18 protein-coding genes are annotated in these 18,615 nt (G+C 68.1%); 8 read left to right on the forward strand and 10 right to left on the reverse strand.

Annotation, left to right across the window (positions count from 1 at the left end):
• Positions 1-8: 8 nt before the first annotated feature.
• The gene (locus ACIHA7_RS08205; RefSeq protein ID WP_397286972.1) at positions 9-548 is read left to right on the forward strand and encodes an acetyl-CoA carboxylase biotin carboxyl carrier protein; all 540 of its coding nucleotides are present in this window, start codon (positions 9-11) and stop codon (positions 546-548) included.
• A 31-nt stretch (positions 549-579) separates the two neighbouring features.
• Here the strand turns inward: ACIHA7_RS08205 and ACIHA7_RS08210 are convergent, their stop codons facing one another.
• Both ACIHA7_RS08210 and ACIHA7_RS08215 read right to left on the reverse strand, forming a co-directional pair.
• A complete protein-coding gene (locus ACIHA7_RS08210; protein ID WP_397286974.1) occupies positions 580-1,329 on the reverse strand; it encodes a cyclase family protein in 750 nt (249 codons plus the stop codon).
• The gene (locus ACIHA7_RS08215) at positions 1,326-2,168 is read right to left on the reverse strand and encodes an aromatase/cyclase (protein WP_397286976.1); all 843 of its coding nucleotides are present in this window, start codon (positions 2,166-2,168) and stop codon (positions 1,326-1,328) included. Before ACIHA7_RS08215 ends, ACIHA7_RS08210 begins: the two co-directional genes overlap by 4 nt.
• Before the next feature lie 267 nt (positions 2,169-2,435).
• Between ACIHA7_RS08215 and ACIHA7_RS08220 the strand changes: the two genes are divergently transcribed.
• Positions 2,436-2,822 carry a winged helix-turn-helix transcriptional regulator gene (locus tag ACIHA7_RS08220; RefSeq protein WP_397286978.1) on the forward strand — a complete coding sequence of 129 codons (387 nt, stop codon included), beginning with the start codon at positions 2,436-2,438 and terminating at the stop codon, positions 2,820-2,822.
• A gap of 19 nt (positions 2,823-2,841) precedes the next feature.
• Here the strand turns inward: ACIHA7_RS08220 and ACIHA7_RS08225 are convergent, their stop codons facing one another.
• The 6 genes from ACIHA7_RS08225 to ACIHA7_RS08250 form a co-directional block, all read right to left on the reverse strand.
• A complete protein-coding gene (locus ACIHA7_RS08225) occupies positions 2,842-3,597 on the reverse strand; it encodes a BTAD domain-containing putative transcriptional regulator (RefSeq protein ID WP_397286980.1) in 756 nt (251 codons plus the stop codon).
• A gap of 312 nt (positions 3,598-3,909) precedes the next feature.
• Entirely contained in the window at positions 3,910-4,848 is a 939-nt protein-coding gene (locus tag ACIHA7_RS08230) for an alpha/beta hydrolase (protein WP_397286982.1), read from the reverse strand.
• A complete protein-coding gene (locus ACIHA7_RS08235; RefSeq protein ID WP_397286984.1) occupies positions 4,845-5,234 on the reverse strand; it encodes a lipocalin-like domain-containing protein in 390 nt (129 codons plus the stop codon). The genes ACIHA7_RS08230 and ACIHA7_RS08235 overlap by 4 nt, the downstream gene beginning before the upstream one ends.
• A gap of 5 nt (positions 5,235-5,239) precedes the next feature.
• Positions 5,240-6,604: an acetyl/propionyl/methylcrotonyl-CoA carboxylase subunit alpha gene (locus ACIHA7_RS08240; protein WP_397286986.1), complete on the reverse strand. Its 1,365-nt coding sequence runs from the start codon at positions 6,602-6,604 to the stop codon at positions 5,240-5,242.
• A gap of 4 nt (positions 6,605-6,608) precedes the next feature.
• Complete coding sequence (gene accD / locus ACIHA7_RS08245; protein ID WP_397286988.1) at positions 6,609-8,354, reverse strand: acetyl-CoA carboxylase, carboxyltransferase subunit beta; 1,746 nt, start codon at positions 8,352-8,354, stop codon at positions 6,609-6,611.
• The gene (locus ACIHA7_RS08250; RefSeq protein ID WP_397286990.1) at positions 8,351-9,517 is read right to left on the reverse strand and encodes an acyl-CoA dehydrogenase family protein; all 1,167 of its coding nucleotides are present in this window, start codon (positions 9,515-9,517) and stop codon (positions 8,351-8,353) included. Before ACIHA7_RS08250 ends, accD begins: the two co-directional genes overlap by 4 nt.
• Before the next feature lie 186 nt (positions 9,518-9,703).
• On the opposite strand from ACIHA7_RS08250, the gene ACIHA7_RS08255 reads away from it, so the two are divergent.
• Complete coding sequence (locus ACIHA7_RS08255) at positions 9,704-11,596, forward strand: FAD-dependent oxidoreductase (protein ID WP_397286992.1); 1,893 nt, start codon at positions 9,704-9,706, stop codon at positions 11,594-11,596.
• 28 nt (positions 11,597-11,624) lie between these two features.
• Here the strand turns inward: ACIHA7_RS08255 and ACIHA7_RS08260 are convergent, their stop codons facing one another.
• Complete coding sequence (locus ACIHA7_RS08260; RefSeq protein ID WP_397286994.1) at positions 11,625-13,157, reverse strand: FAD-dependent oxidoreductase; 1,533 nt, start codon at positions 13,155-13,157, stop codon at positions 11,625-11,627.
• Positions 13,158-13,400: 243 nt separating this feature from the next.
• Here ACIHA7_RS08260 and ACIHA7_RS08265 point away from each other — a divergent pair, with 243 nt between their 5' ends.
• Positions 13,401-13,826 carry a nuclear transport factor 2 family protein gene (locus tag ACIHA7_RS08265; protein ID WP_397286996.1) on the forward strand — a complete coding sequence of 142 codons (426 nt, stop codon included), beginning with the start codon at positions 13,401-13,403 and terminating at the stop codon, positions 13,824-13,826.
• Here the strand turns inward: ACIHA7_RS08265 and ACIHA7_RS08270 are convergent.
• Positions 13,821-15,125 carry a LuxR C-terminal-related transcriptional regulator gene (locus tag ACIHA7_RS08270; protein ID WP_397286999.1) on the reverse strand — a complete coding sequence of 435 codons (1,305 nt, stop codon included), beginning with the start codon at positions 15,123-15,125 and terminating at the stop codon, positions 13,821-13,823. The genes ACIHA7_RS08265 and ACIHA7_RS08270 overlap by 6 nt on opposite strands.
• A gap of 175 nt (positions 15,126-15,300) precedes the next feature.
• Between ACIHA7_RS08270 and ACIHA7_RS08275 the strand changes: the two genes are divergently transcribed.
• From ACIHA7_RS08275 to ACIHA7_RS08290, 4 genes are read left to right on the forward strand one after another with little or no spacing between them, the layout of a single operon-like run.
• Positions 15,301-16,569: a beta-ketoacyl-[acyl-carrier-protein] synthase family protein gene (locus ACIHA7_RS08275; protein ID WP_397287001.1), complete on the forward strand. Its 1,269-nt coding sequence runs from the start codon at positions 15,301-15,303 to the stop codon at positions 16,567-16,569.
• Positions 16,566-17,855, forward strand: coding sequence for a ketosynthase chain-length factor (locus ACIHA7_RS08280; protein ID WP_397287003.1), 1,290 nt, complete (start codon positions 16,566-16,568; stop codon positions 17,853-17,855). The genes ACIHA7_RS08275 and ACIHA7_RS08280 overlap by 4 nt, the downstream gene beginning before the upstream one ends.
• The gene (locus tag ACIHA7_RS08285) at positions 17,843-18,103 is read left to right on the forward strand and encodes an acyl carrier protein (protein WP_397287006.1); all 261 of its coding nucleotides are present in this window, start codon (positions 17,843-17,845) and stop codon (positions 18,101-18,103) included. Before ACIHA7_RS08280 ends, ACIHA7_RS08285 begins: the two co-directional genes overlap by 13 nt.
• 12 nt (positions 18,104-18,115) lie before the next feature.
• A complete protein-coding gene (locus tag ACIHA7_RS08290; protein ID WP_397287008.1) occupies positions 18,116-18,598 on the forward strand; it encodes a flavin reductase family protein in 483 nt (160 codons plus the stop codon).
• The last annotated feature ends 17 nt before the right edge of the window (positions 18,599-18,615 follow it).

An 18,615-nucleotide genomic window follows, 5' to 3' on the forward strand; every position in this document is an offset into this window, starting at 1 on the left:
TAACAGCGATGACAGCAGCGTCCGACGACGTCAGGCCCGCCTCCGCGGTCGACAACGGTCGTGCCGGACCACCCGGCTCCGCCGAGGTGGCGCAACTGAACGACCTGCTCGATCATGTCCGAGCCAACGCCTTGCGCCTGCAAGCCGAGTTCGGTGTCCCGCCGAGCGTGCTGCGCATTCGCGCGGGGGAGGTCACGGTCGAGGCCGAGTGGCCGCAAGCTTCCGCTCCTGACCTGGGAGTCGCTGCGCACCAGCATGTTTCGATCTCCACCGAGGGTGAAGAAGTGGTGGATTCGCGTCATCTCGTGCGCGCTCCCTCCGTCGGCGTGTTCTACCGGGCTCCCAAACCTGGTGCCGCACCGTTCGTTTCGGTAGGCGACCACGTCGAGCCGAACACGCAGGTGGCGATCGTCGAGGTCATGAAGCTGATGATCCCGGTGCACGCCGGCGTCGCCGGACGGGTGGCCGAGGTACTGGGCCCGGAGGGTGGCCCGGTCGAGTTCGACGAGCCGTTGTTCGCCATCGAACCGGATGTGGCCACCGCCTGAGCACTTCGTTCAGGCGGTGGCCACGGGGAGCTCAGGCAGGCACGATGGCGACGACGCGAGTCCAGCCCGCGCCTGCCCCGCCCACCGGTATCGGGAAGCACGCGATGGTGAACCCGGTGGCGGTGGGCAGCTCCGCGAGCTGTGCCAGCTTCTCCAGTTGCAGATATTCGCGTTCCCGCCCATAGACATGGGCGGGCCAGAGCGCGCGGGGATCGCGGCTCCGGCGGTACTCGTCGATCATTTGCCGCATCGGCCGGTCCAGGCCCCAGGCATCGATGCCGATCACCCGAATGCCTTGCTCCACAAGGAATTGCGTACCTTCACCGCTGAGGCCCGGATAGTGGTCCAGATAGGCCGCCGTACCCCAGAAGCGGTCGGCGCCGGTCCACAACAGCACGATCTCGCCGGGCGAGAGTTCGTGGTCGATGCGGTCGAGCGCGGCCGCCAGATCCGCCGGGGTGATCGCCTCGCCCGCGGGCACGGCGCGCAGGTCCAGGCGAACGCCGGGACCGTAGCACCACTCGAGCGGCACCTGATCGATGCTGCGGGCCGGCCTGCCCTCGCAGAGCGGACCGTAGTGCAGCGGTGCGTCCATGTGGGTTCCGGTGTGCGTGGTCAGCGTGACGGTCTCGTTGGAGATCGCCATTCCGTCCGGAAAGTCCTCGGGCGCAAGCCCGAGGACGGTCGCACCGCTGCGATGATCGAGCAGATCGATCTTCACCGGCGTCGCCTCGCTCGGCGCGTCCCGGAGCACCACGCTCAGATCGATCAGGTGAGTCATGCTGCGGTCCCGGCCGATTCCACGGTGATCCGCTCCGCCTCGGCCTTGACCGCGGCCAGATCGGCGACGCTGTTGCGCTCGACCGCGGCCTGCAGCATCTCGTCGGCCTCGGCGTAGGTGTACTTCCCGGCGACCAAGCCGTCCACGGGTTCGCGCGCCACGAAGTCGTGGGTCAGCACCAATTGGGTGCGGTCGGCGTCCAGCGGCAGCGCCCGCCACTCACCGCCCATGTGCCCCATCAGCGGCGCCTTCTCCAGCTGCTGGTAGGCGATGACGTGCCGGTCGGCGTCCAGGTCGCGGCGGGAGACCCACGACTGGTTCGCCCCGCTCACCTCGACGACGAGCCGGGCGATCTGGTGCGTGGGCGACTCCTCGAGGATGGTGACCTGCTGGGTCGGCGGGAAGATCTCGGCGTACCCCTCGACATCGGCCAGGACGCCCCAGACGACGTCGACCGGCGCCCCGACGGTGACTGTGTGCTCGGTGTGGTGCATGGTGGCTCCGTTCGTCGGTGTGCGGCGGGCGAGGAGATCCTCGTGATTGGCGTAGGCGGCGTCGTAGGTGATCTTCGAGCGCCACTGGGAGATGAACCCGTGGACGTGCGGCAGTTCGGAGAAGGTGCGCAGGTCCGCGATGGTCCGGCAGGAGAATTGGGCGATGGCGTCGGCGGTGACGCCCTGGGCGCCGTCGTCGACGGGCAGCCGGATGTGCGGGCCGTGGCCGAATTGTTCGATCAGGTCCGAACTTTCGGCGAGCGCGCGTAGTTCGGTGAAGAACTGTTCGCGGTCCTGTTCGCTGACCGAGTTCGCGAAACGGTAGATGATTGTGTGGATTATCAAGCGAGCCTCCGCTGGTCGAGTGCTGTCACGCTCGATCGTGCGCGGGCCGGCTCGAGGTTCACTCGTACGTGAGTGGAAACGGCGCGGCGGACACCGGCTTGTCGGCCGACCACCACAACCCCTCACGCGCTGCGTACGGAGCGCTCCGTACGCAGCGCCGCGGTGGTCGGCCGGCCGAGGTGCCATCGGTCCTGCCGCACCGAACGCCGACGGTAGTCCCGCCGTTACGCACCAACAGGTGCCTAACGGCTTGGCAGGCTGGGAATCATGACGACGCCTGCCGATCCCCGGTACTCCTCGTCCCACAACGCGGTCGCGGACCGTTGCCCGCCTTGGTTGGTGGCCCATCTGTTCGGCAACTCCTGGCTCACGGTCACGGCGTACACGCTGCGCGACGGGCCGATGCGCACGGGCCAGCTGCGCCGCAGCATCGGCGGCATCAGTCAGAAGATGCTCACGCAGACGCTGCGGCGGATGGAAGACATGGCGCTGGTCGAACGCCGCCGTTATCCGGAGGCCCCGCCGCGCGTCGAATACCAACTCACCGAGGCGGGGAAAGAACTGCTGCTTCCCATTTTCGCGTTGGGTGCGTGGGCGCACCGCCACGGTGATGCGGCGCGCTCCGCGATGGCGGAACATCCCGCCGGGCGGTAAACGCCCGGCGGGATCGCTGCTAGTAAGCCACCCGGTCCTCGGTGAGCAGTTCCTGCTGGATCGACTGGAGCTCCGCGGTAGGCCGCACACCCAATTCCGCGTCGAGTACCTGCCACAGATCGCGATACGCCGCCAACGCTTCCGCTCGGCGGCCGCACTTGTGCAGCACCTTTATCAATTGGGCGTGCAGATTTTCGTTGAGCGGATTCTCCGCCACCAGTAACCGAAGCTGCGGAATAAGTCCTCGGTAATTACCCGTGCGCTGCTTTATTTCGATATCGAGTTCGAGCGCCGTGAGTCGGACTTCTTTCAGATAGGTGACGTAGGCGTCGAGTACCTGGCCCTTCGGAATACCGACCAAGAACGGCCCGCGCCACAATTTGCGAGTGATATCCAAATGGTCGATCACCGATTCCACATCGCCCTGTGCATATGCTTTCGTGGCTTTGTCGACGTGCGCGATGTACGCGCGCACGTCGACCGACTCGTCGGCCACCTCGATGGCGTACCCGGACGGCCTGGTGACCAGGGTGTCCTTGCCACCCGACAGTGCCGCGAACATCTTGCGGGCGTGGTACACGTAGGTTTGCAGGGTGGTGAGCGCGCTGCGTGGCATGTCTTCGCCCCAGAGTTCCTCGATCAAGGAATCCACGCTCACCGTCTCGCCGTTCTGGATCAATAACAAGCCGAGTAGTTGGCTTATTTTCGATTGTGTCAACAGGATCGGCCCTTCGTCGGCGACGATTTCGAACTGGCCGAGCAGCTTGAACCTCATTTTCCATTCCCCCCCGGGGTGTCGGACATGCGTCAAGACGGTCAACGTCGCGCTGGTCGTAGCTGACCGTTGAATGTGTTCGATCCAAGAGTACGCCGCGCCCCGGCCGCGACGACTCCAATGACACCGAGTCGACGAGGATTTATCGCTCGTTTCAACCCGAATCGTGTCGCTCGAATGCTATCGCGGCTATTCTCGACGCCCCAAGCCCTGACTTCTGTGGTCGGCACCTATCGGTGCTCAACGATAGCCCGAGTTTCACATTTCGGTTCGGTTACATAATACCTATCGTCCGAAAGGCGCATGTCCTATTTATCTGATTCGGCAACGCAAACCGTGCCGTAATGCGGCGATCTGGTCGCGTATCATGCGTTGCGACACGGCTGCGTGCGCCAGTCCGATCGAGGCGTGGAAAGTGCCGAGGTAATGCACGATCTCGGTCTTCGTGCCTGCCTGAATCAAGCGGTGCGCGAAGGAAATTCCCTCATCGCGCAGCGGGTCGTACTCGCAGACTCCGACGAACGTGGGCGGCAACCCCGAAAGGTCAACGGCCCGGGCCGGCGCCGCGTACTCCGACGGCGGACCGTCGCCGAGGTAGTGCCGCCAGCACAGGGTCAGTGCGGTGCGGTCGAGCATCGGGGTGTCCACGAAGGACCGCGCGGAGACGGTGGCGAGCCGGTCGTCGAGCTGGGGAAACAGCAGGTACAGGAACGCGATTCGGGGACCGTGCCGGTCTCGCGCGAGCAGCGCGACCCCCGCGGCCAGCCCGCCGCCCGCACTGAAACCGCCGACCCCGATCCGGTGCGGTTCCACCCCCAGTTCCGCTGCCTGCTCCGCGGTCCATGCCAGGGCGGCGTAACAGTCGTGCAGGCCCGCCGGGAACGGATGCTCCGGCGCGAGCCGGTACTCGGGGGACACCACGACCGCGCCGACCTGATCGGCGATCCGGGACGCGAAGGTCTGCGCGGTATCCAGATCGCCGGTCACGAAGCCACCCCAGTGCGGAAATATCAGGGCGGGCAGGGGTTCCGGCCGGTCGACCGGACGATAGATCCGCACGGTCACCGGGCCTGCGCCGGGCGGGCCCGGTATCGGCCGGTCCACGATCGCCACCCGCGACCCGGCCTCGTAGCCGGGCTGGCGAGCCATCACCGCGCGCAGTGCGGCGCGGGCGGCCACCGGATCCGAGTAGTCGAGCGGTTTCAGCTGCGGCACCGACGGTGCCAGCTCAGGGTCGAAATCGTAAGTCACCGGCCCACTCCCGTCATCCGTCGCCAGCACAACAGGCGTCGCCCGGTCCGGCCGGACGCCGCGGGCGCCACCGCGTGCAGAGTCAGCCGATCATCGGCCAGCTCGGCGTCGCGGTGCTGCACGGTCCCGACCAGGTAGTCGTGCGAGCTGACCAGCACCCGGTGGCTCACTTGCCTGCCGGACAGCTCCCAGGTGCCCGCGTACCCCATGAAGCCTGCGCCGGTCCCCGGCGAGCGCATCATGGACACCGACATATGACCGTCGGGTGCGTAGAAGAGCAGGCCGCGCGGGTCGGCGCCGAGCGGCCCCTCGTGCACGCCGCCGTCGTCGCCGATACTGCGATAGGCCTCCAGCCACCAGGTGCCGATGAGGTCGTCCGCGCGCATCCCGCTCACCCGCCGACCGAGGACGACGTCATCAGGATTTCATCGACCAGCGCGGTGGTGTGCGTGGCCGACCGGAAGCGCTCGTGGTCGAGCACCTCGGCGAGGAACGGTGCGGTGGTGCGCAGCTGTGGGCCCGACATCCGGAATTCGTCCAGCGCGCAACGCATTCGGGCGATCGCGCTGTCTCGGTGTGGTGCCCACACGATCAACTTGGCGAGCAGGGAGTCGTAGCTGGCCGGCACCACATACCCCGGGTAGACATGGGTATCGACCCGCACGAAAGGCCCACCGGGCGGCACGAATTCGGTGATGGCGCCGGGCGCGGGGGCGAAGCCGTGCGCGGGATCCTCGGCGTTGATCCGGCATTCGATGGCGCAGCCGGTGGGTACCACATCGGCCTGGGACAGGCCGAGCACGCCACCCGAGGCGATGTCGAGCTGGGCGGCGACCAGATCGATGCCGGTCACCATCTCGGTGACCGGATGCTCCACCTGAATCCGGCAGTTCACCTCCATGAAGTAGTAGTTGCCGTCGGGTGCGAGCAGGAATTCGAAGGTGCCCGCGCCGACATAGCCCGCGGCCAGCGCCCCGTCCACCGCCGCGCGGCCCATCCGCTCTGCCAACCCGGTCGGCAGCTCGGGCGCCGGGCTCTCCTCGATGAGCTTCTGGTGTCTGCGCTGCACGGTGCAGTCGCGCTCGCCGAGGTACACGCCGTTGCCGTAGCTGTCGCAGAGCACCTGTACCTCCACGTGCCGGGTCTGCGGCAGGTACCGCTCGACGTAGACGCGGCCGTCCCCGAACAAGGCCTGGGCGACCGCCTGCGTGCGATGGAAGGCCTCGTCGAAGTGCTCGCCGTGTTCCACCACGGTCATTCCGCGTCCGCCACCCCCGGCGGACGCCTTGATGATCACGGGAAACCCGATGCGCGTGGCCAACTGCCGGGCCGACGCGTGATCCAGCGGCTCGATACTGCCCGGCAGCAATGGAATTCCCACGTCCGTCATCAGTGCCCGTGCGGACGACTTGTCGCCGAGCTTGTCCATCACCGACGCGGGCGGGCCGATCAGGGTGATGCCGAGCGACTCGCAGGCCTCGGCGAAATCGGCCGACTCGGACAGGAATCCGTAGCCGGGATGGATCGCGTCGGCGCCGGTCTGCTCGGCCGCCTGCAGCACGGCGGCGGCGTTGAGATAGCTGCGGCCCGGGGGAGCGGGACCGATCTGGACCGCCTCGTCGGCGAGCCGGACCACCGATGATTCCCGGTCCGCGGTCGAATGCACCGCGACCGTGGCGATGCCGAGCTCGCGGCAGGCCCTGGCGACCCGCACCGCGATCTCCCCGCGATTGGCGATCAGTACCTTGCTGAACATTTTCCTACCTCCGCCTGGCCCAGTCTTCGATGTCGGCCAGCTCGGTCTCCACCGCGACCGAGGCGCCGAAGCCGCGGAAGCGGGCCCGTCGAGCCAGCCGCAGCTGTGTCGGTGCCAGTCCGTCCAATTCGTGCAGCGCGGCGAGCAATGCGGACCGGAGTGTCGCGGCGGCCCGGAGTGGGTCCGCGCCGACACCGCCGTCCGGCTCCGGCAACACTCCGTCGACCACGCCGAGCCGCAGCAGTTCCCTGGCGTTGAGGCGCAATGCCTGTGCCGCCGCGGTCACGGCCGTGTCGTCCTTCCACACGATGGCCGCGCAACCCTCGGGACTGATCACCGAGTACACGGCGTCGGAGAACATCAGCACGCGGTTCGCGACCGCCAGTGCCAACGCGCCGCCGCTGCCGCCCTCGCCGATGATGACGGCCACCACCGGCACCGACAGGGTGGCCATCAGCCGCAGGTTCTCCGCGATGGCCACCGCTTGGCCGCGCTCCTCGGCGTCCGCGCCGGGGTACGCACCGGGTGTATCGATGAGCGTCACGATCGGCACGCCGAGTTTGTCGGCCATGCGCATCAGCCGTGCCGCCTTGCGATAGCCGGCGGGCGAGGCCATGCCGAAGTTCCGCTCGGCCAATTCCGTTGGCGTGTGACCTTTCTGGGTGGCCAGCACCATGACCGGCAACCCGTCCAGGCGTGCCGTTGCGCCGATCAAGGCCGGGCACTCGCCGGAGATCCGGTCGCCGTGCAGCTCACGGAAATCTTCGAAGGCGTACCCGAGATAGTCCAGCCCGGTAGGTCGATCGAGTGAGCGTGCCTTGCGTACCTGGTCCCACGGGTAGGCGTGCGGCAGCTGATCCGGGTCGGTCACTATCGCGGACGAGGGATCGGCGGGCCGGGCAGTGCGTTGGGGTCTATCACCGGAGCCGTTCAGCCGCAACAGGTTTCCCAACTCGGCGCGCAACTGTGCCCTGGGCACGATCATGTCGATGAAGCCACGCTCGAGCAGGAACTCGGCGGTCTGGAAGTCCGCAGGGAGCTGTTGGCGGATGGTCTGCTCGATCACCCGCCGTCCGGCGAAGCCGAGGCGGGCACCTGGTTCGGCGATGATGACGTCCCCGAGGGTCGCGAACGAAGCCGCTACGCCGCCGAATGTCGGATCCGCGATCAACGAGACGCACAGCCCGCCCGCCCGGTCGAGGTCGCTCAGGGCCGCACTCGTCTTGGCCATCTGCATCAGTGACAGTGCGCCCTCCTGCATCCGCGCGCCGCCCGAGGAGGTGACCAGCAGCAGCGGAACGCGTTCGGCCAGCGCGGTCTCGATCGCCAGGGTGATCAACTCGCCGACGGCGGTGCCGAGGCTGCCGCCGAGAAACCGGAAGTCCATCACCGCCGCGATCACCGGTTGGTCGTCGATGGTCAGGCGCGCGCAGAGCACGGCCTCCGCCATGCCGGTCTGCGCCTGGGCGCGAGACAGCCGCTGCCAGTAGGGCATCGTGTCGACGAAGCCGAGCGGATCGGTATTGGTCATCTCGAACGGCAGCACCGTGAATCGGCCCTCGTCGGCCAGCTGCGTCAGCCGTGCACGGGCGGTGACCGGGAGATGCGCGGCACACTCCGGGCACACGTGCAGATTGCGGCGCAACCGCCTGCCGTAGATCGGTGTCTTGCAGGCGCGGCACAGCACCCACTCGACGTCGGGCGCCGGATCGCGCTCGGCGACCGGCGGGTTCATGACGGTTTCGGTCATCGTGATTCCTCACGGTCGTCGATCACCTGATGGGAGAAGGCGATTGCGGCCGACTCGACCTGCAACGCCTGATGCCCGGCCACCGAGTTGATGTCGCGCCAGAAGCGCTGCACGGGGTGGCCCGTGGCCTGGCCGCTGGTGCCGACCGCGCGCAGCAGCCGGTTGGCGACCCCGACGAGCATGTCGGTCGCCACCGCGACGTCGCGCCAGTTCCGCATGGTCTCGTACGGCGTGATCGGTGGGGCGTCGGCGGTCGCCGCGGCGCGGCCGAGCAGCAGTTCGGCCGCCTCGATCTCGGTGCCCGCGCGGGCCAGCGTGACGTCGTGGGAGGTGCGGTTGAACGTCGGCATGCCGGGCAGGGCCTGCCTCGGCTGGTTCGCTGCGGCGCGGATCTTCGGGGTGACGTGGTCGAGCCAGCCCCGCAGCGCACCCTTCGCCGCGCCGAGCACGGGGTCGGCGAACATCATGGTGGTGGCCTGCATCGGGACCGAATGACACGGCGCGGCAGAGTCTTTCGCACGCCCGGCGAACAGGTCGGCGCGCGCGATGGTGCGCGCCTCGGGGACGAAGACGTCCTCGACGATCACCATATTGCTGCCGGTCGCCGCCATCCCCATGTTGCGCCAGGTGTCCACCGTCCGCATCGCGGCGCGGGGCACCGCGAGCACCCTTGGCTCCGGCTCGCCGTCGCCCGGCACCAGCGCCGTGAGCATGCCCCAATCGGCGTAGTCGATCGCGCTCACGAACGGCCAGGTGCCCGACAGTCGATAGCCGCCGGGGACGGGCTCGGCGGTGCCCGAGGGCGACAATGCCGCCACCAGGAGGGCATCCGGTCCGTCGGCCCAGATCTCCCGGTAACCCGCGGTGGGCAGGTGCGCCGCCATCCGCGAGGTGTGCGCGGCCAGCGAGGCGCACCACGCGGTCGCGGTGCAGCCGGTGCCCAGCGTGGCGACCGCCTGGCCGAGCTCGGCGAAGGTGCCCATCGTGCCGCCACACTCGGCGGGCACGAAGTGGCGCGGAAAGCCCGCGACGACAAAGGATTTCACCACATCGGGAGCCAAGCGCCGATTCGCCTCCGCGGTCGTGGCTTCGGCGGCCGCCACGGCCGCGACGTCGTGCGCCGCCGACAGCAACAAGGTCGAGCTGTTCTCGGACTCTGACATGAATTCTCCTCGGCTCAGGGGCAGTTCGGTGGGGTAGTCCCGTTTCGGCCGACCGCCCCGAGGGCGACCGGTACCACGGAGACCACGGTCGCAGCGGCGAGTCGAGATCCGCTCGATCCGCGCTGGGGCACTCGGCACCAGCCGGATTCGACCGGAATCCGAGCGGGCCACGCGACGCTGAGCGTCATGAATCCGGCGATCACCGCGGCCGACGACGAGTTGCGTGCGTTTCTCGACCATGCGGAACTTCCAGCGATGCTGATGACCGTTGCCCACCTCACCGGCGATCTGTCCGTGCTGCGCGAGGACCTGCGCGCACCGGGCTGGCTGTTCGCGCCGCAGGGCGGCCTGACCGACGCCAAGCAGGCGCAGGCCAGACAGCTCGCCTTCGCGGCGTTACGGCGGCTGCGCGACGAGGGCCTACCCGCGGCGCCGCCCGACTCGGCGCTGCTGCGGGCGATCACCACCTGGGCCATGGGTTCGGACACCTCGGACCTCATCGGACTGCTCACCGAGGAGATCGCGTTACCCGAGCACGACCCGAAGGCGCCGCGCTGGGCCGCGGGCGCGGGTACGGGCCCGTTCAGCGTGGCGATCGTCGGCGCGGGTTTCAGCGGATTGCTCGCGGCGTACCGGCTCGCCCAGGCCGGCGTCGATTGCGTGATCTACGAGAAGAATTCGGAGGTCGGCGGCACCTGGTTCGAGAACTCCTACCCCGGCTGCCGCACCGACGTGGCCAGCCACCTGTACAACTATTCCTTCGCGCCCAAACCCGATTGGCCCGAACACTTCTGCACGCGCGACGTGGTGCTCGACTACCTGCGCACCTTCGCCCGGGAACACGGCCTCACCGAACGCATCCGGTTCGCTACCGAGGTTCGCGAGATGGCCTGGGACGACCGGGAAATGGTCTGGCAGCTGACCACCCGAGGCCCCGACGGCGACGATTCCGTCCGGCACAACGCGGTGATCTGCGCCGTCGGGCAGCTGAACCGCCCGCGCCTGCCGGACATCCCGGGCCGCGACGAATTCACCGGCGCCGCCTTCCATTCGGCGGACTGGGACCACTCGGTGGACCTCACCGGCGCGCGGGTCGCCGTGATCGGCACCGGGGCGAGCGCCTATCAGCTCGTGCCCGCCCTCGCCGGTACACCCGCGGAAATTACTGTGTTCCAGCGCAACCCGCCGTGGCTGCGGCCGACCCCGCACTATCACGACACGCTGTCCGAAGGCGCGCAGTGGCTCTTCGCGCAGGTGCCGTACTACCTGCAGTGGTACCGCTTCTGGCTGTTCGCGCCGGGGCTGCGGGGGATCCTGGAGGGCTGGATCGTCGACGAAGACTATCCGCCGAATGAGCGCGCGGTGTCCGCGCGCAACGAGGAGTTGCGGGCGTCGTTGTGGCAGGCGATGCGGGCTCAGCTCGACGATGCGCCCGAGCTCGTGGACAAGGTGATCCCTAGGTATCCGGTCGGCGCCAAAAGAGTGCTGCGCGACAACGGCCGCTGGCTGGCGACGTTGAAGCGCCCCGATGTCCGGCTCGTCTGCGACCCGATCGAGCGGATCACCCCCACCGGCGTGGTCGCGAACGGAACCGAGTTCGAAGCCGACGTCATCATCTACGCCACCGGTTTCCGCGCCTCGGAGTTCCTGCTGCCGATGCGGGTCGCCGGCCAGAGCGGGGTCGACCTGCACGAGATGTGGAACGGCCAGGCGCGGGCCTATCTCGGCATCACCGTGCCGCAGTTCCCGAACCTGTTCTGCCTGTACGGACCGAACACCAACCTGGTCGGTCAGGGCGGCAGCATCGTGTACTTCTCCGAATGCGGCACGACCTACATCCTCGACGCGATCCGGCTGCTCCTGGCGAACGGGAAACGCGCGCTGACGGTACGCAAGGACGTGCACGACGCCTACAACGCGCGGGTCGACAACGGCAATCGCCATCGCGCCTGGCAGCGGACGACGGTGGGCGGCTGGTACAACGAGAACGGCCGCTCGGCGGTGAACTGGCCGTTCACCGCCCGCGAGTACTGGGCCCGCACCAAACGGGTGAATCCGGCGGATTACGATCTCCTGTGATCGAAACCCGCCGGAACACCAGCGCCTTCTAGTCGGGCAGGCGGATCGAGAACGAATGCCGGAACACGTCATTGGGGTCCCACGTGCACTTGGCTCGCTGCAGCCGGTCGTAGTTGTCACCGAACATGAAGGTCGGCCAGGCGACACCGGACTGGTTGAACCGGTCATCGAAGATGTCCGGATCCGGCGAGTTGATCTGGCAGCCCTCGTAGCGATCACCGGGCACCGGATATCCGCCCGTCGACGCGAACGTCTGACCGTAGATATCCCGAACCCAGTTGATGTGCATGTCGTCGTCGCCCGGTTCGGTCCAGTAGGCCTGGAACCACGCGAAGAAGGCGGAGTCCCGTTGGAACACCGGCGTTTCCTTCGGATCGAACGAGTTGACCTTGCCGCCGGCGATCGCGCCGAGCTGCAGCACCGCCGCGCCGGGTGGCGGGGCCTGGTAGTCGGAGCGGGTCATGTTCCGGTAGATCGCCGCGATCTGCTCGTCGGTGAAGTTCTCCCGGAAGTAGGCTGCCTTGACCGTGCTGCGCAACGTCGCGTTGGTCATCACCGTCGGGTTGCTGGTGTCGACCGTCTCGGTGGACGCCCACCACCCCAGCCTGCGGCGGGGGAACGGGCCCGTGATGCCGGTCCCCGCGGTGACGGTGGCGAGGTAGTCGTCGAGCAGCTTCTCCGCGCCGGGCACGGTCGCGTCGACCTGGGTGAGCATCCCGATGCCGCCGCCGGACACATGCCCGACGAAGATCATGCCCGCCAGCTCCCGGCCGGGGGAGTCGGGATGCTTGTTGTCCACATGCCATTGCCCGTGGTTACGGATCAGGTTCGCGAACTTCTCCTCGTCCAGGACCGCCCACGGAATGAACTGCGTGTGGATGAGAACTTCCGTCGGTGGCTGCGGCAGTTGCATCTCCGGATCGTCGCCGAAGGCCTCGCGCGAACGGAACCAGAACCGGGTGATCACGCCGAAGCTGCCGCCGCCGCCCCCCGAACACGCCCACCAGAGATCGTTCAGCGCGCCCGTGTCGTCGCGGCACGCGACAACCGCCCTGGCACAGCCTTCGGCGTCGACCACGACGATCTCGACCGCCTCGATCAGATCACTGACATTGCCGTGCAAGCGCGACAGCAGCCCGTGGCCGCCGCCGGTCGCGTGACCGGCGATGCCGGTCGACGGACATACGCCGCCCGGCAGCGTGACACCCCAACCGCGGAACAGCGTTTCATAGATTTCCATGAGCAGTGCGCCGCTCTCGATCGCGAACGCGCAGCGGTCCCGGTCGTAATAGATGGCGTTCATCTGTGACATGTCGAGAATGATCTCGGCCTCGGCGTGGTAAACGAGATCGCCATACGAATGGCCGCCGCCACGAATGGATATTCGTTTGCCGGAGTCGACCGCCTCCTGGACTGCTCGCACCAGCTGTTCGGTGTTACCGACCAGCCAGACCGATTCCGGTGCGGCGACGAATCGCCTGTTCCATCCGACGACCATTTGTGGATAGCGTTTGCTGTCGGGCGTGATGATCACCGGCCCGAATTCTGTTGCGGTCGACATGATTTCCTGCACAGCACCCTCCCGTAATGCTCGCATAAAACATCCGGCGTCCGGCCGATCGGTCGCGGACGCCAAGGCACAGAAAAGAAATCCATCCCCTTGCGGTGAGGTTATCGCCGGGCCGGGCGGGCCGACAATCGCTCGAAGGTACGGGTTCGGCTACTCGACCGGCTAGTACTGCCGGCCGCGCGTGCGTGTGAGGATGAGAGGGCGAACAGGTTCGAACGTCGGCAAGGGAGGGCCATGCAATCGAACAGCACGACCGTGGTGGGGGAAGACGCGCTGGCGCGGCAGAAGCGGCTGGTCAGCGATTTCATCCGGCTGTTCTACAACGAGAAGAACTTCGACCACGCCGCCGAACTGCTCAGACCGGATTTCGTCAACCATCATCCTGGCGTGGGAGTGGGCAGGCAGCGCACCGTGGACACCTTCCGAAAGGAGGTCGGTGATCCGTTTCCGGAGTTCACATTGACGATCCGCCGGATGGTGGCCGAGGACGACCATGTGTGGACGCACGGCCTGGTGCAGCTCGAACCGGACGGCCCCGTCGCGATCGTGGTCGACATCTGGCGCATCGAGGACGGACTGCTCGCCGAGAAGTGGGACGTGCATCAGGGTGTGCCGGAGGGCTCGAGCGTCGCGGAGATGCTGTCGGACTGGCCGTCATGATCTAGGCAACGCCGCGGTCGGAAAGCCGAGGGATCGGGCGATGGCCGCGGCCTCGCCGCGCGAGCCCGCGTTGAGCTTCTTCAAGATCCGCGCCACATGGAACTTCACCGTGTGTTCGCTGATGTGCAGGTCGCCGGCGATCGCGCGGTTGCGGTGACCGAGCACGAGGTGGCGCAGCACGTCGACTTCGCGCGGATTCAACGTGCTGCGCAGGTCGGAGCGCGGTATCTCGCGGACCAGCAGCGGCAGCCGGATGGAGACGGTGGCACCCCAGCCGGGCACCGCGTCGAGTTCGAGCGACCCGCCGAGCACGGTGACGCGATCGGTGACCCGGTGCGGGGTGAACGACTCGACGGTGAGCGTGCCAGGCCCGTCATCGCGGATCGTCATCAGCAGTTCGGTGTCGGCCAGGTCCCAGCACACCCGGATCCGGCTGATCCCGTCCTGCGCGAGCATGGACAGCACGCAGCCGCGCGCGACCGTCCTGGCGATCTCGGTGACGTGCGAGGGAATGTGGCGCTGGCCGCCGTCGAACGCCGAGTATTCGAGGGTGACGCCGCCGTAGTGCGAGAGCATCCCGAGCATGTCCGACAGCCGGGTGTAGGCGCGGTCGGCCCGTTCCTCGCCGAGGATGTCGGCGACCCGGTCGACGTCGTCGACCGAGCGGTGCCGGATGATCGCGGAGACCGCGATGTCGACGGCGGTTCTGCGGGCCGTCGCGTCGTCGAGATCCCGGGCCCGCAGGGCGGCCAGCAGCGTGGACAAGGTGGCGGCGTGCTCGTCGGCGAGGTCGGCGATCGCGCGGACCCGATCGCCGCCCGCGAGTAGCCCCGAGGACTCGACGGGGGCGACGGTCTGGATCAGGTCGCGGATGCGTGCCGTGGTCAGGTCCCAGAGCTGCTGCACCGTTTCGGTGGTCGCCGCGGGCGGCTCGGCGTCACCGTCGGTGACGACCGCGAGCAACGCGCCCGCGGAGTTGGGCGGAGACGCCGCAAAGGCGAGCACGTCGCGGGGCGCACCGGCCAGCACCGCGCGCCCGAACCTCGGCGTGCCGACGTCGACTTCCCGTGCCAGCGCCGACATTTCGGTCGTGCTGACGCACTCGGTGAGCTCGGCGTCGCCCGTCGCCCACAGCGGCGATTTCGGGCAGTCGCCGGTGAGCATGATCAGCGCGCGATGGTCGATCAGCTCCAGGAGAATGGTCGACAGCGTGGCCAGAATTCCGCTCAGTGGCGCACGCATCAATTCGTTCGCCGACGCCAAGGCCCTTGCCGAATTTCCCCAAGCCCCGCCTGCCATAGGCCCGAGAATACGTCGCTCGGCCACGGGTGTCGCCGGTATCACCGAGCCGCGACCGAGCTGTGCTCGACCGGGACTCGAGTCGGGCCGCTCAGCATTACTTCCGACATCAACCCTGGAGAGAGGTCGTGTTGAGCAAGATGACCATGATCACCGAGCCCGTTGGTTCCGTGCGATGACCCCCCGCGTGGTGATTACCGGAATAGGGGTACGCGCCCCTGGCGGCAACGGCGTCAAGGAATTCTGGAACCTGCTGACCGAAGGTCGTACGGCTACCCGGCGAATTTCGTTCTTCGACCCGTCGCCCTACCGCTCCCAGGTCGCCGCCGAGGCGGATTTCGACCCGGTGTGGGAAGGCTTGAGCCAGCGCGAGATCCGCCGGATGGACCGGGCCACCCAGTTCGCGACGGTCTGTGCGCGGGACGCGGTGGCGGCCAGCGGGCTGGACTTCGAGTCGATCGACCCGCATCGGGTCGGCGTCACCCTCGGCAGCGCGGTCGCCGCGGCGACCAGCCTGGAACGCGAGTATCTCGTGCTGTCCGACTCCGGCCGGAACTGGCTGGTCGACTACGAGTGGCTGTCCCCGCACATGTTCGACTACCTGGCGCCCAGCGTGATGCCGGCGGAGGTGGCCTGGACGGTCGGGGCCGAGGGTCCGGTGTCGTTGGTCTCCAACGGGTGCACCTCCGGACTGGACTCGGTGGGCCACGCCTGCCAGGTGATCCGCGAGGGCAGCGCCGACGTCATGCTCGCCGGTGCCACCGACACCCCGATCACGCCGATCGTCGTGGCGTGCTTCGACGCGATCAAGGCGACGACGACCAACAACGACGACCCCGAGCACGCGTCGCGTCCATTCGACCGCTCCCGCAATGGATTCGTGCTCGCGGAGGGCGCGGCGATGTTCGTGCTGGAGCGGTACGAGCACGCCCGGCGGCGCGGCGCGCACATCTATGCCGAGATCAGTGGGTACGCCAGCCGGTGCAACGCCTACCACATGACCGGCCTGAAGACCGACGGCCGCGAGATGGTCGAGGCCATTCGTGCCGCCTTGGCCGAGGCGCGGATCGACGGCACCACCATCGATTACATCAACGCGCACGGCTCGGGCACCAAGCAGAACGACCGGCACGAGACGGCGGCCGTCAAGCGCGCGCTGGGCGAGCACGCCTACCGGACGCCGGTCAGCTCGATCAAGTCGATGGTCGGGCATTCGCTGGGTGCGATCGGTTCGGTGGAGATCGCCGCGTCCGCGCTGGCGCTCGAGTACGGGGTGGTGCCGCCGACGGCGAACCTGCACGAGGCCGACCCCGAGTGCGACCTCGACTACGTGCCGCGCGTCGCGCGCGAACTCGACGTGCGGACCGTGCTCACGGTGGGCAGCGGGTTCGGCGGATTCCAGAGCGCGATGGTACTGCGCCGCCCGGACGGAACGAGCCGATGACCGCCGGCCACCCCGTGGTGACGGGGATCGGCGTGGTCGCGGCGAACGGCCTTGGGCTCGAACAGTTCTGGGACGCGACATTGCGCGGCGTCAGCGGGATCGATCGGCTGTCCCGGTTCGATGTGACGCGCTATCCGGTGCAACTGGCCGGCGAGATCACCGGTTTCGACGCCGCGGACCACCTGCCCGACCGGTTGCTGCCGCAGACCGACATCTCGACCCGGCTGGCGCTCGTCGCGGCCGACTGGGCGCTCGCGGACGCCGAGCTGAAGTCCGGCGAACTGGTCGACTACGACATGGGCGTGGTCACCGCGAACGCCTGCGGCGGTTTCGAATTCACCCACCGGGAGTTCCAGAAACTGTGGTCGCAGGGTCCGCAGACGGTGAGCGTCTACGAGTCGTTCGCGTGGTTCTATGCGGTCAATACCGGGCAGATCTCGATCCGCAACGGTATGCGCGGCGCGAGCAGTGCCCTGGTCGCGGAGCAGGCGGGCGGACTCGACGCCATCGGTCACGCACGGCGGACCATCCGGCGCGGGACGCCGTTCGTGGTGACCGGCGGCGTCGACTCGGCGCTCGATCCCTGGGGCTGGGTTTCCCAGATCGCAGGCGGGCGCCTCAGCGACGCCACCGATCCGGACCACGCGTACCGGCCGTTCGATTGCGCGGCACAGGGTTTCGTGCCGGGGGAGGGCGGAGCCATCCTGCTGCTGGAGGATCCCGATGCGGCCATGGCTCGTGGCGCGAACCACGTGTACGGCGAGATCGCCGGGTACGCATCGACTTTCGATCCGCCGCCGGGTTCGCCGCGGCCGCCGGGTCTGCAGCGCGCTGCCGAGCTGGCGCTCGCCGACGCGGGTGTCACGCCCGCCGAGGTGGACGTCGTCTTCGCCGACGCGGTAGCCCTGCCCGATGCCGACCGGGCCGAGGCAACGGCCATCGCCAACATCTTCGGCCCGCGCGCGGTGCCGGTAACCGCGCCGAAAACCCTGACCGGGCGGCTGTATTCGGGCGGTGGACCGCTCGATATCGCCGCGGCGCTGCTCGCCATCCGGGACGGCGTGCTCCCGCCGACGTGGGGCACGCACGACGTGCCCGACGACTACCTGCTCGATCTGGTGCGGCAGGTGCCGCGGCCGGCTCGGGTCTCGACCGCCCTAGTACTCGCCCGCGGCCAGTGGGGTTTCAACTCGGCCGTGGTCGTACGGCAGGCGAGCGGCTGGCCCGCCCGTCCCGCCGTGTCCGAACACCATTCACCTTCAGAGGAGACATCATGCGCAAGATAATGACCATTGCGGACCTGCGACGCATCCTGATCGCCAGTGCGGGCGAGCCGGACCGGGCCGTGTCCGACACCGATTTCGCGGACACTCTTTTCGAAGACCTCGGCTACGAATCGCTGGCGCTGATGGAGTCCGCGGCCCGGATCGAGCGGGAGTTCGGCGTCGGTGTGCCCGACGATCGGCTCATCGACCTGCGCACGCCGGGTGAGTTCGTCGCACTCGTCAACGAGGCCGCCTCGGACGCGGCGTAGGCGGCCGTCTTCATGCCTGTCACGACCGACACGACCGCGCTCTTCCGCGAGGTGATGGCTCGCTACCCGAGCGGCGTCACGATCGTCACCACGACCGACGGGCCCCGGCCGGTCGGCTTCACGGCCAGTTCGTTCTGTTCGGTCTCCGCACAGCCGCCGCTGGTGCTCGTCTGCCTGGCGCGGAATGCGAACTGCTACCCCGTTTTCGCGCGTGCCGACCGGTTCGCGGTGAGCATCCTGGCTACCAGCCAGGGTGCGCTCGCGAGCCGGTTCGCCGGCAAGAACGGCGACAAGTTCGGGGCGGGCGGTTTCCTGCCGACCGCGCGCGGCGGGCTGGTGGTTGCCGACTGTGTCGCCGCGCTGGAGTGCACCGTCCACGACCGGCGCTCCGCCGGGGATCATCTGATCATGGTCGGTGCGGTGGAACAGCTTTCCGCGCCGAGCGAGCTACCGCCGGCCGTCTACTGCGACCGCAGGTTCGCCGACTTGGTGTAGCACGAGCAGCTCCGGGA

Source organism: Nocardia sp. NPDC052316, from assembly GCF_044547795.1.
GTDB lineage: Bacteria > Actinomycetota > Actinomycetes > Mycobacteriales > Mycobacteriaceae > Nocardia.